The 13195-nt window shown below is 47.6% G+C and carries 10 protein-coding genes; 6 read left to right on the top strand and 4 right to left on the bottom strand.

Annotated elements, in window-relative coordinates:
- Window positions 1-16: 16 nt before the first annotated feature.
- The 5 genes from ACT6NV_RS09735 (at window position 17) to rlmB (ending at window position 8253) form a co-directional block, all read left to right on the top strand.
- The gene (locus tag ACT6NV_RS09735; RefSeq protein WP_445384279.1) at window positions 17-1678 is read left to right on the top strand and encodes a SusD/RagB family nutrient-binding outer membrane lipoprotein; all 1662 of its coding nucleotides are present in this window, start codon (window positions 17-19) and stop codon (window positions 1676-1678) included.
- A 21-nt stretch (window positions 1679-1699) separates the two neighbouring features.
- Window positions 1700-2686 carry a hypothetical protein gene (locus ACT6NV_RS09730; protein WP_445384278.1) on the top strand — a complete coding sequence of 329 codons (987 nt, stop codon included), beginning with the start codon at window positions 1700-1702 and terminating at the stop codon, window positions 2684-2686.
- 155 nt (window positions 2687-2841) lie between these two features.
- Complete coding sequence (locus ACT6NV_RS09725) at window positions 2842-6228, top strand: VCBS repeat-containing protein (RefSeq protein WP_445384277.1); 3387 nt, start codon at window positions 2842-2844, stop codon at window positions 6226-6228.
- A 55-nt stretch (window positions 6229-6283) separates the two neighbouring features.
- Entirely contained in the window at window positions 6284-7030 is a 747-nt protein-coding gene (locus tag ACT6NV_RS09720) for a hypothetical protein (protein ID WP_445384276.1), read from the top strand.
- Window positions 7031-7515: 485 nt separating this feature from the next.
- Entirely contained in the window at window positions 7516-8253 is a 738-nt protein-coding gene (gene rlmB, locus ACT6NV_RS09715) for a 23S rRNA (guanosine(2251)-2'-O)-methyltransferase RlmB (protein ID WP_445384275.1), read from the top strand.
- On the opposite strand, the gene ACT6NV_RS09710 is transcribed toward rlmB, so the two are convergent.
- Window positions 8247-8999: a rhomboid family intramembrane serine protease gene (locus tag ACT6NV_RS09710; RefSeq protein WP_445384274.1), complete on the bottom strand. Its 753-nt coding sequence runs from the start codon at window positions 8997-8999 to the stop codon at window positions 8247-8249. The two genes, rlmB and ACT6NV_RS09710, sit on opposite strands and share 7 nt — an antisense overlap.
- 90 nt (window positions 9000-9089) lie before the next feature.
- On the opposite strand from ACT6NV_RS09710, the gene ACT6NV_RS09705 reads away from it, so the two are divergent.
- A complete protein-coding gene (locus ACT6NV_RS09705; protein WP_445384273.1) occupies window positions 9090-10367 on the top strand; it encodes a replication-associated recombination protein A in 1278 nt (425 codons plus the stop codon).
- Here ACT6NV_RS09705 and ACT6NV_RS09700 read toward each other — a convergent pair.
- From ACT6NV_RS09700 to ACT6NV_RS09690, 3 genes are read right to left on the bottom strand one after another with little or no spacing between them, the layout of a single operon-like run.
- Window positions 10364-11149, bottom strand: coding sequence for a hypothetical protein (locus tag ACT6NV_RS09700; protein ID WP_445384272.1), 786 nt, complete (start codon window positions 11147-11149; stop codon window positions 10364-10366). The genes ACT6NV_RS09705 and ACT6NV_RS09700 overlap by 4 nt on opposite strands.
- A gap of 13 nt (window positions 11150-11162) precedes the next feature.
- Window positions 11163-12614 (bottom strand): DUF5723 family protein, encoded by a 1452-nt coding sequence (locus tag ACT6NV_RS09695; protein ID WP_445384271.1) that lies wholly within the window; start codon window positions 12612-12614, stop codon window positions 11163-11165.
- Window positions 12611-13156 (bottom strand): hypothetical protein, encoded by a 546-nt coding sequence (locus tag ACT6NV_RS09690; protein WP_445384270.1) that lies wholly within the window; start codon window positions 13154-13156, stop codon window positions 12611-12613. Before ACT6NV_RS09690 ends, ACT6NV_RS09695 begins: the two co-directional genes overlap by 4 nt.
- Window positions 13157-13195 lie beyond the last annotated feature (39 nt).

The following is a 13195-nucleotide window of genomic DNA, read 5'->3' as shown; positions in this document are numbered from 1 at the left end:
TAATGATATAGTTATTATGAAAAGTTTTCTAAAATATATTACGATTGTCTTTATCGCGGGAGGCTTATTTACTGCCTGCGAGACGACAGAACTGGACTTGAGAGTTAGTCCTAACGACCTGGCTTCAGACCAGGCGGATCCCAACCTGTTGCTAACCTCCATTCAGCTGGCTTACGCCACCAACATGCAGGTATTGAGCGACCGGTCAGGGGAATTGGTTCGAATAGATTATATGTTCGGTAGGGATTATTTCAACAACTATCCGGGTTCTACCCTGAACGGGGTTTGGAGCCGTACCTACAGTAGTGGGGGTAACGGTGTTGGAGACGGTGCCGGAGTAGGTATACTAACCAACCTTCAGACCCTGGAGGCCATTGATGAAGCATCTGATACGGATTATTCTTTCCATGTCGGAGTTGCTAAAACGCTCTATGCTCACCAGCTTATGCTGCTGGTAGATTTTCTTGGAGAGGCTGCTTTTACAGAAGCAGGTAATCCTGCAGAATTTCCCGCACCAAGCCTGGATGAAGGCTCAAGCGTTTACGCTGCAGCCCTTGGTCTTTTAGATGAAGCTGCTACTGCTCTTAACGGAGCGGACGATTTAGGAGCTGCTGACATCTTTTACGCCGGAGATACTGAGAAATGGATTAAGTTGGTAAATACCATCCGCCTGAAGGCCTATTACACCACAAATAATACAGCTGCCTTCAATCAGATTATTGCAGGTGATAATTACATCAGCGATAATGAAGATGATTTCCAGGTACAGTACGGAACAAGTGAATTACAGCCCGATGACAGGCACCCAGATTACGCTACAGATTATACCCCTTCCGGGGCCAATATCTACCAGTCTAACTGGATGATGGAAACCATGCTGAATAACGACGACCCCAGAATTCGCTACTACTTCTACCGTCAGGTAGATGCAACTCCTGGTGCCGATGCACCTGCGAATGAAGAAGATCTGGCCTGTTCACTGGTGGTACCACCACAGCATTATCAGGATGGAGGTTATACTTACTGCAGTGTTCCAAACGGATACTGGGGGCGTTCCCACGGGAATGATGAAGGTACTCCTCCCGATAACTTTAAGCGCGCTGCGGTTGGAGTCTATCCTGCAGGCGGGCGTTTCGATGACAACAGCTTTGACGGAGTAGGCCTTGGCCTTGGAGGCGCCGGAGCCGGTATTGAGCCTATTATACTGGCCTCTTACGTAGATTTCTGGAGAGGTATGATGGCAGCAAGTGATGCCGAACGCGCAAACTTCCTGAGATCAGGACTTGAAAAATCCATTGAAAAGGTTCAGACCTTCGGTGCATTGGACGCCAATGCCGACCTTTCTTTTGAACCGGACGGAGATGACGTAGATGCTTATATTGACGGAATAGTAGATGCCTTTAACGCCGCTACAGGTGATGACAAGGAAAATATCTACGCCGAGCAGTATTTCACCACTTTATATGGAGGTTCAGTAGAAGCCTGGACCTATTACAGGAAAACAGGATATCCGAATACCTTGTTACCTAACTGGGAACCCAACCCTGGACCATTCCCGCTTACATTCCTGTATCCGCAAAATGAGGTGATCACCAATCCTGGGCTGACCCAAAAGCAAAGCCTTACTGAAGAACCATTTTGGTTTAATGCATCAGATCTCGGATCACCGTTATACTAGTAAAATAAAAAGATCATGACTATGAAACATTTTAAAAATAGAATTATAATGGCCTTAATAGCCGGGTCGGCCCTTGTGTTTACCGCTTGTCAAGACGGTGACAAAGTGTTCGATGAGGTACAGGCGAATGTAGAACGCGGAGCCGTTTTGCGGACAGTGTCAATTCTCAATAATGAGATTGCCTTCAATTTGGAAACCGGAGAAATCGCTGATGATACTTTCTTTGGTGTAATCCTGGAGGAACAAGACCAGGAAGGCGGTGAACTGCTCGATTTTGTTGAAGTGTACATCGGATACCGAGACAATACCGGAGGAGAAAGTACAGTTGCCGAGTCTTTAAATACAACTATTCCGGGATCTGACTTTTCAATTGGAGAATTTGGTCTTCCCAGAGTTGAATTTAGTATCACCGGAGCCGAATTACTTGCTGCTACCGGCCTGTCCGGTTCAGACCTTGCAGGTGGTGATCAGTTTTCAATTCGTTTTGAACTGGTCTTAACAGATGGCAGGCGTTATTCTTTCGCAGACAATTCGGGAACTTTAACAGGATCCTTCTTTAGTTCGCCATTCTTGTATACACCAAACGTGGTTTGCTCTGTTGACCCAACATTCTTTACAGGAGAATATACGATGACACAGTTGAGTGGTTCTTCTCCTTTTGGTATTGGCGATGGGTTTACCCAGACAGAACCTGTAACCATCGTGGCCAATGGAGATACAAACAGGACTTTTGACTTTGTATACGATCCGGGAGGATTCGGTTCTTCCTATGAAATGTCAATTGACCTGGTATGTGGTGAATTCCAGAATGTTTCTGGTAGAATTACTGCTGGAGGCCTTGGTTGTGGTGATGGAAGTATCGGGCAAACAGGCTCTGCAGATGTCGTAACCACTTACGATCAGACAGCAGGAGATGCCTCCTTTACGATCACATTCTTTGATTTTGATCCATCTGGTGGTTGTTCACCTCCACCAAATGAAGTTGTTGTAAGATTGGATAAGATCTAACAACTAATCAACAGGGAATAGGCAAAAAGTCTTCCCCCTGATAATAATAACGATCCGGCCCAAACTAGTTTGGGCCGGATTTTTTTTACCCTGTTCTATCCTCGGCCGCGTACCACCACAAATTCATATCTTTGCAAAGTCAAAGTTTCTTTTAAATGAGCTATACTCCAGCATCCCGTTATCACTATACCGCAACAGAACTACGTACTTCAATTGTCCTATTCCTGCTAATGCTAATCGGAGTCGGTTGTAATGAAAACAAGACAAATCCTGCCCAATCCAAAGAGTTAACTTCTGATAAATCCTCTGCTGTATTTGCTAAGGTTCCATCAGAAGAGACTGGAATTTTATTCAACAACCATATACGGGAAGATCTCTCCTCCCTGGAAAACCTCTTTAATTTTGACTACTTCTACAACGGAGCAGGCACCGGGGTGGCAGACCTCAATAACGATGGTCTGCTGGATATCTTCTTCTGCGGCAACCAGGTGCCCAATAAACTATATTTCAACAAAGGAGATCTCCAGTTCGAGGACGTGTCTGAAACGGCAGGCATCAATGAAGGAAAACAATGGGCCAACGGAGTTACGTTTCTGGACATCAACTCAGATGGCTGGCTGGACATCTATGTATCACAGGGTGGTCCGAAACAAAGGCTATTCCGGAAGAACCTCCTATACGTAAACCAGCAGGACGGAAGTTTCAGGGAAGCTGCCGAGACCTATGGCCTGGCGGATATGGGTATCAGTACACAGTCTGCTTTCTTTGATTATGACCGGGACGGAGACCTGGATTGTATTGTCATGAATGAAAACGAATACTACGGGGTAGATCCGGTAAGCCTGAAGGCACTTATTGAAAAAAACCCGGATGCCCCCTATTTTAACAGCTCTCATTTATACAGAAATGATGGCGGCACTTTTACTGATATCAGTAAAGAGGCCGGGATAGAACGACCCATCTTCGGATTGGGCCTGAGTATAAGCGATATCAATACAGACGGCTGGCCGGACATTTACATTGCCAGCGATTACTATCTCCCGGATGCCCTCTTTATCAACCAGGGCAACGGTACTTTCAGGGATGAAATCAAGACTTACACCCAGCAGATCTCCTACTACGGAATGGGCGTAGACGTGGCAGATATCAATAACGATGCCCTGCAGGATATTTTTGTTCTGGACATGGCTTCCAGCGACCACTACCGCTCCAAAACCCTGATGGCCTCTATGAATACTAGTCGTTTTGACTACCTGGTCAACACTGCCGGTTACCATTATCAGTACATGTACAATTCGCTGCAGCTTAACAACGGCCAAAACCATTTCAGCAACATTGCCCAGCTAACAGGCGTGGCCAATACAGACTGGAGCTGGTCTGTGCTGATGTCGGACTTTGACCTGGATGCCGACAAAGATATTTACGTTACCAACGGCTACAGGCGTTACGCCCTGGACAATGACTTGCAGCAGCGTGTCTTCCAGGCCAAACAACAGTATAAAGGCAATGTGCCCCTGGCTGTAAAGGAAGAACTCTACCGAAGTATGCCTTCCGAAAAATTGCCCAACCTGCTTTTCGAAAACCACGGCTCCCTGGAATTTACAGAAAACGGAAACCAGTGGGGCCTCGGAGACCTGTCCTTCAGTAACGGGGCTGCCATGGGAGATCTGGACAATGATGGAGACATAGATCTGGTAGTCAATAACATGGATGAAAACGCCTTCATCTACAAAAATCAAAGCAGGGAAAAAGAAAAGGGGAACTATTTGAAGATCATCCCTGAAGGCCCTGTATCTGAAGGGCTTCCAAAAGTAACCGTCTTTCAGAAGGGAGTCCCGCAATTTATTGAGGTCAGGCGGGTACGCGGCTATATGTCTGCCCATGAGCCCATAGCCCATTTTGGCCTGGGCAAAGCTGAGGAAGCAGACAGCATCCTTGTGGAATGGGCCGGAGGCAAATCCAACCGCATCCGAAATGTAAGGGCAAACCAAACCCTTAGAGTGGCTTTTGCCGACGCCGGTACAACCCTACCCACAAAACAGCCTGAAGAGAAATACTTATTCACCTCGCAGCCGGCATCGTCAATAGGCTTGAAGGTTGCACATCAGGAAAACCCCTACGATGACTTTGCCAAAGAAATCCTGCTCCCTTACAAACAGTCTACTTATGGCCCCTATTTCTCCCAGGCGGATGTAAACGCAGACGGAATTACAGACCTTTTTATGGGAGGGGCTTCCGGGCAGACTGCCAGTTTATTTTTGGGAACAGCAAATGGCTTCAGAAAGACAGCAATGCCGGCATTTGATGCAGACAAGGCCTACGAGGATATGGAATCCGTATTTTTTGACCTGGATTCCGACGGCGACCTGGATCTGTATGTAGTAAGCGGGGGCAATGAGTTTGAACAGGGTTCTTCCCTCTACCAGGACAGAGTTTATCTGAATGACGGGGCAGGAAGTTTCAGTAAGGCAGAAGATGTATTGCCAGCAACAGCTGCATTTAGCGGAAAAGCAGTGGCTGCTATCGATTTTGACCAGGACGGGGATACGGACCTGATTGTGGGGAATCGCATCCTCGCCCAAAGCTATCCGCGTTCGGCCCCTTCATTCCTCCTGGAAAATGAGGATGGGAAACTAAGAGATGCCACAGCTGAAAAGGCCCCCGGCTTACAGGATTTTGGAATAATCAATGACCTGCTTGTAACCGATTTTGACGGGGACGGCAGGAAAGATATCCTGGCTGTAGGTGAATGGACTTCGGTAGGATTTTTCAGGAATACGGCTACAGGGCTCCAATTGGCAGACTCAGAAGCCCTTGGTGTCGCTGAGAAAGGTTGGTGGTATTCCATTACACAGACCGATGCCAATGCAGATGGCAAACCGGATTACATTCTTGGCAACGCGGGGCAAAATATCAAGTTCAGTGCCTCCCCCGAAAAGCCGTTTAAGGTATTTGCCAATGATTTTGATAAAAACGGGACAAACGATATCGTCCTGAGCAAGAAGTACCAGGGGGAATACGTCCCGGTACGCGGAAGAGAGTGCTCTTCCCAGCAAATGCCCTTTATAGCTGAAAAATTTCCCAGCTATTCCGAATTTGCCAGCGCCAGCCTTAAAGATGTCTACGGAAGTGAACTGGATGCCAGCTATGAAAAGGAGGTCAACACCCTTAGCTCTGTTTTGCTGATCAACCTCGGAAGTGGTCAGTTTGAGGTTCGCAGGCTTCCTGTGGAAGCACAAATGATCCCAATATTTGCGGGAATTTCTAAAGATCTTAATGGGGACGGGTTTGAGGATCTGATTTTAGCAGGTAATATCTATGAGACTGAAGTGGAAACCCCACGTCTGGATGCCTTGTCCGGGGTAGTTTTGCTCTCAGACGGGAAGGGTAGGTATTCAGCCCTCCCTAGAACGGATTCAGGACTGTATATGAAAGGTAATATCAAATCCCTTAAAAGTATAGAAACAGGTAGTGATTATATGATTTTGGCCGGGGTTAATAATTCTGAACCCCAGGTATACCGGTGGCAGTTAAATAATTGATAACTATTCTTTATTTTCATCAAGAATATGTATTTTCGGAAAAAATTTATAATAAATGAATATTAAATCTATTGCGCTAGTTTTTAGCCTTTTACTCTCTGGTATAGCCTCAGCACAGACCTCTGGACAAATTCCCGTATACATGTCTTCAGGAGGCGCACCTCAGGGATCAACAGCTGGCATGATTGGTACCATTTTGGGGCCAATTAACGATGCCCTTCAAAAAAGAAGTAAGGAATGGGAGGAATTCCAGGGATCCCCATATGTTTCCAATGAATTTCAAAAAACAGAAGTCTATTACAAAAATGAAAAAGTAGGAGACCTCTACTATCGCCACAATGCCTTAAATGAGGAGATCGAGATCAAAGAATCTCCACAGAATCCCGGTATCCGGGCACTGGGAAGGGACAAGAGTATTGCATTAATGGTCGACAACAAACCGATGAGTTTCAAGACCTTTATCGATGTAAAGGGAAATACCATGAATGGCTACCTGACCCACCTGGTAGATGGCGAAACCTATGACCTTTACAAACGAATACATGTGAAATTCACCGAAGGGTCCCCCGCTCAGAATTCCTTCGTAAAAGCCACCCCAAGCCGCTTTACTCAGTTTATTGAATACTACGTCCAGAAAAAAGGGGTAGACCGTGTCGATGAGCTGACCCTGAAGAACCGCCAGCTTTATAAAATTGCTGGTGCCGGGGAAAAGGATAAGATCAAGACTTTCCTGAAGGATTACGATATTGACCTGAACGAAGAAAAGGACCTTATCAAGACCTTTGAATTCCTAAACCGCTAGTTCGGTAAACTTTAAGAAGATTCACAAAACCATCCCTGCGGATGGTTTTGTTTCCTTCAGACCTTACATGAATGACCAATAAATTTTTAATTCTTACGATTTTGTTTTTGGCCCTTTTGATAGCAGGGTGCTCCACTGATGATTCCGGTAATTTTGAGCAACCTGAGGACCCTCCCATTGAGGATCCTGCCAACCCGAATGCAGAAGAGGCTGAGGGATACATAATATGCAACTCATAGGCAGCGGGCTTGCCGGCGCAGTGCCATTTACTGACCAAGGGGTGGGTATAATCTACCAGCTGACATAAGGGATGGCAGAAAAAATTAGCTGCAATTGGCTGCTAATAGCTTTTCCAGCGGGTTTATTTATCTGATAAAGGCGCCCCTGAAACCTCTAAATAACTTATATTCAACTTATTTCGCATATAAGTATAGCATAACCAACAGATAAAATACTGTTATTCAATAGTTATCGGATTTAACTCCATGGATAAAGAAAATATTGTTTATGGCCTCAGGGCTGTTTTGGAAGCCATCGAGGCGGGAAAATCTGTTGAGCGGGTTTTTATTCAGCAAGGCCTTAAGGGAGGCTTATCCAAAGAGTTGGAAACCAGCCTGAGGAAACACAATATCCGCGCATCCTATGTGCCCCAGGAACGCCTTTACAAGCTTACCAAAGAAAACCACCAGGGCGTGGTTGCCCAGATCTCCCCTGTTGCTTTTCAGGATTTTGAACAACTGGTAAATAAAATCCTGGAAAAGACAGACAAGCCCCTGTTCCTGTTGCTGGACCGGGTTTCCGACGTCAGAAACCTGGGGGCAATAATACGCACGGCCTCCTGTACAGGGGTAGACGCCATTATCCTGCCCTCTCAGGAAACCGCACCCATCAGTGCCGACACTGTAAAGACTTCTGCCGGGGCCGCCTACAGCGTACCCCTGTGCAAGGTAACCCACCTGAAAGACGCCATTTATTACCTGCAGGCCTCAGGCGTGCATGTGGTAGCAGCCACTGAAAAAGCCTCAGACCCGATTTACGAGCTGGATCTGAAGCGCCCTGTGGCCCTTGTTATGGGATCGGAGGGAAAAGGGATACATCCCGGTACTTTAAAATTATGCGATGAGCAGGCGAAGCTCCCGGTTATGGGTCCCATTCAGTCGTTAAATGTTTCGGTAGCCTGTGGCGTATTCCTGTATGAAATACTGCGGCAGCGCTCTTACTGACTATCTTTTTTGCCTGTGTCTCGTTCCCTGTACTCGTAGCGGATCCGGATTTGCTCCGGCCCGTCTTCACCTGCAGTATCCGAAGGGGTTTCTATAAAGTTGCCCTCCGCGTCAAAATGTTTCATAAACGGGTCCTGATCTTCATTGTAGTCTTCCGATTCCCAGGCGTATTTGACCGGTTTCGGTAGTGGTGCCCTCAATAAAAGGGCAAACAAAAAACCACTGATAAAACCACTGAGATGGCCTTCCCATGAAATCCCTTCCTTAACCGGAAAGATATACCAGAGCATACTGCCATAAATAAAAACCACTATCAGGGAAAGGGCTACCAGCCTGTAGTGCCGGGAAAATATCCCCTTGAAAAAGATAAATGTGGCCAGCAGATAAATGATCCCACTGGCCCCGATATGGTAAGAAGGCCGGCCAATGGCCCAGGTAATCAGACCGGTAAGCAGGGTTCCCCAGATAAGGGTTTTCCATGCGATATCCCGGTAAAAGTACATAAGTGCGGCGCTGAGTATGGCCAGGGGGATGGTATTATTGTACAAATGGCTGAGCGATCCGTGGATCCAGGGGGATAAAACGATTCCTCTTAACCCTGATAATCTTCTCGGGTAGATTCCCAGATCATTCAGGTTCACCCGAAATTTCAGCTCCAGAAAGTATACCGTCCAGATCGTCAGGACGAGCAGAAGGGGGAGCAGGAGCACCCGGTTGCCGAATTTAAAATGAGTGACTTCAGACATAGCTGCAAATTACTGTATAATACGTTTTTCCTCCAAGGATTATTGTATCCTACAAATGATCCATCGAATGAATTATAGTATTTTTAAGCCATGAATGAACCGCTGGCAGAACGCGTACGGCCCAAAACCCTGAGGGAATACATCAGTCAGTCCCACCTGGTGGGGTCCAAAGGCGCCATTACCCGCCAATTGGAAGGAGGAAACCTGGCTTCTATGATCCTCTGGGGGCCTCCGGGGACCGGAAAAACTACCCTGGCCCAGATCATCGCGGCCGAAAGTGAAAGGCCCTTTTATACGCTGAGTGCCATCAACAGCGGGGTTAAGGATATACGCGAAGTACTGGAGAAAGCCCGCAAAGGAGGGGGGCTGTTTACCTCCAGGAACCCCATCCTGTTTATTGATGAAATACACCGGTTCAGTAAGTCTCAGCAAGATTCCCTGCTGGGAGCTGTTGAAAAAGGCTGGATAACCCTCATCGGAGCAACAACGGAAAATCCCAGTTTCGAAGTGATTCCGGCCCTGCTATCCCGTTGCCAGGTGTACACCCTGGAATCCTTTGGCAAAGAGGATCTGATGAATTTGCTGAAACGGGCTATGGACCAGGACCCCTGGTTGCAATCCAAAAAAATCGAGCTGCAACAAACCAATGCCCTGCTGCGGCTTTCCGGGGGAGACGGGCGGAAACTGCTCAATATCTTTGAACTGGTTGTCAGTGCCTCAAAGGGTGATACCGTACTGATTACGGATGACCTGGTTTCCGAAATGGTAAACCGCCAACCGCTGCGTTATGACAAGACCGGGGAACAGCACTACGATATTATTTCGGCCTTTATCAAGTCCATACGGGGAAGCGATCCGAATGCGGCCGTTTACTGGCTGGCCCGAATGGTAGAGGCCGGCGAGGATGTGAAATTTATTGCCAGGCGGATGATTATTGCCGCTTCTGAAGATATTGGACTGGCCAACCCGACTGCCCTGGTCATCGCGACCAATACCTTCCAGGCTGTCCAGTTTATAGGCTTGCCCGAGGCCCGCATTATCCTGAGCCAGTGTGCCATTTATCTGGCCGGTTCCCCCAAAAGCAACAGTGCTTATATGGCAATTAAAAATGCACAACAGGAAGTTCGTAAAAGCGGTGACCTGGAGGTGCCCATTCCCCTTCGAAACGCCCCTACCCAACTGATGAAGGAGTTGGGATATGGCGCAGAATACGCTTATGCGCATGACTATCCGGGAAATTTCGCGGCCATGGAATTCCTGCCGGAAGCTTTAAGCGGTGCAAATTTCTATCAAAGCAGTCACAACAGGCGGGAAGAGGAGATCAAAGCCTTCTTAAAAGCGCGCTGGAAGGAAAAATACGACTTCTAAAACCGTATCCTGAGTTCCTTATTCTTTAATTCCCCGGCTTCATAATATTCATGCCACCAGATGCCGTCTTTTTTATAGACCATTCCCCTGGGCTGGTCGCCTATAAAGGCCATAAAGGTGTCCGGGTTGGAGGATTTAAGCAATTTCATGCTGGTCTCCGCATCCCCGGTATCCAGTTTATATCCATTAGGGATCGGGACAGCCACCCAGGCATCATCTGTGATTTTTTCAGCCACAATGTTCTTCTCAGGGGCTTCCGCTGGAGTAGTTTCTTTGGGAGAAGGTATCCCTTCGGATTCAACAGCGGGTACTACTGCCTGTTTTTTGGCTGCTTCAGGCTCCGTTTGCGTGGCTTTTGGGGTATACTGGTAAGACATTCCCCTGAAGGAAACAAAAGCCTCATTAATGGCTTCTTTATAGGCCTCGTCAAATTCCTTAAGCTTACTGCTGCCTTCAGTACTTTCAAAAACAACATTTCCCTTGCAGTCTGTTAGGGAGAGTACCACTTTTGTAGCAAATAGAGAGGAGTTGTCAATAAATCGGGTCATCAGGCCCGTACAGCGGTCTGCATACAAGTCTGCAGGCAAATCATTTTCATAGACGGGGTTGAAACCCGCTTCTGTGAAGTAGTATTTGATCAGGGTGGAAGTATTAAACTGGTTGCTCTGTTTAAAGCCGTCAAATTTAGTCGGTACGATGATATACTTATAGGCATCCAGTTGAGCCACGGCCTGAGTGATTTGTAATAGCGCAAAGGCCAGAAATACGAGGAATCGGCACATCTTCATTATCGTTTCAATTAGCGTTCCAAGATAGAATATTTAATCCGATCTGAAAAGAAGCATAGTTTGCGGCCGCAATATTGCGGTAGGCCAGAAGGTTGTCTGCCATCACATAAAAATTGACAGGGCCCGCCTGCAGGTTTACACCCAACCCCAGGTTCGTTTGGGTGAATTTATCGGCAGTATAGGTAGCCTTCATCCCCAGGATCCTGCCGAAATTGCGCTGATAAAATAGGGTCCAGGCGGTCTGCGGACCCCTTGGACGGTTTATTGCATAGAGCTGTATTCCAACTGCATTGCGATAGCCGGCCCGCGGGCTGCGGCTGTTTACCCTGTAGCTGCAGTCGCACCAGGCGCCTGCTGTTCCATCTGCCTCCCCGAAATTATACCGAAGCGAACTATAGAGCTTTGTGGGCCTGAAACTGATATAGGAACGATTGTCTTCGTCAAAGGGAATCAGCCCTTCCACCTCATCCACCAGGTCCTGCCAAAAATCCCGGTTGGGATCGGCAAGGGCATCCGGAAGGATTACCTCTACGCCTTCTACGGTGGCCTGCCCCGCAAGGCTGAAATTTCGCACATCCCCACTATGCATCATAAAGCCCAGGTCCAGCAAGCTTGCCGTAAGCTCCAGTTGTCCGTTTAAGGCATAGGTAAAGCCAAGGTCCACCCCCAGCCCTAAATCACCCCCGAAAAATCCTCTCTTAAGCAGGTGCTGCCTGATAGCCTGCACTTCATTCCCGCCATTGTCTGAAAGCGTCTGCCGGATACTTTCCAACCCGGAAGTCTGCAGCAGCATATCGGCCCGAAGGGTATTGGCAAGTAAATTATTCTGACCGGGTTGGGTTACAAAATAGCCACTGTTTCGGGTACTTTTAAAGCTGATGATTCCAGAATAGATCTTTGCCCGAACCCCCGCCGTCAGTCGGTTATTAACCCTTCGGTTTATTCCGAAATGGAATACATTGAGCATCTCCCCCCGGGTTTTCAGGTGGCCGAGGTCAAAGCGCTGCCCCAGCCGGTCTGCATTGCCTTCCCAGGCCAGAATGGCCAGATCGCGGAACCAGTACCCTATAGCATCCCCTTCGTTATAAATGCCAAAAGAATAAAAGTCATTCGGCCGGTTGCGAGAGCGGAACCCCCCGCTAAGCAATTCCACCTGATAGGTGCCGCTTAACTCGTCCCGCGTACTCATGCCAAAGATGGCCCGGTCCCGGATTTTATCGTTAATATCCAGGCCGTCATCGGCAAAAATGTCATTTACCGAAATCCCGCTACTCCCTGCCTGAAAGGATATACCTGATAGCATGGGAATGCCTGCATACCAGTTATAAGCCGTCCGGGTACCCGGATTGACCATTAATGCCTGAGGGATTTCCCTGAAATCATAAAGTATTTGCTTGTTCTGGGCCAAACCCCATCCCAGGCCAATTGAGAAAGCCAGTAAACAGAGTATCCGCCTCATCCCTTGAGTTCGATCCTGAATTGGGCGCTGGAACGGAAGATAAAGCGCGGTTGCGGTTCTGCGGAGGTGCTGCTGCTATCCCCCAGGTTTGTGGCTGTAAGCCGGAAAGCAGAGGTATTCCGGATAATATCGATACTCCTCCCCCCCATTCCATAGGCCACTTCACGGTTTAAAATAGCCGTGGGTGCAGGGTCCAGGCTAAATAATTCGGTGTCCAGGACATTACCTCCCTCATCCAGGAATTCTACCTGTAATTCCAGGGGTTTACTGGTCGTATTCTCAAGCTGATAGGTAATGGAGCCGTCCAGGAGGTTATCTGATACAAATCCTTCGGTGAAAGCGTCAAAATTAAACGTTTCAACAATAAAATTTCCCCCGCTGGCCTGGTTGATTTCACTTTCCGGTGTCTCAACATATAGCAGGCTCCCTTCCAGGGTTGGGGTTACCGAGATATCATCGTACTGGTCAAAATTCTGCTGCTCTGCACAGCCGAATGAAACCAGCAATACTAATCCTGTAAGTACGCGAAGGTTCTTTTTCATAACAAGCCCGTCTTTACACTTCCCCTGGCGGGGAAATAA

The sequence above is a fragment of the Robiginitalea insularis genome (assembly GCF_052497835.1).
The sequence above is the reverse complement of the archived record's forward strand: the minus strand, read 5'-3'. Positions and strand labels throughout refer to the sequence as shown.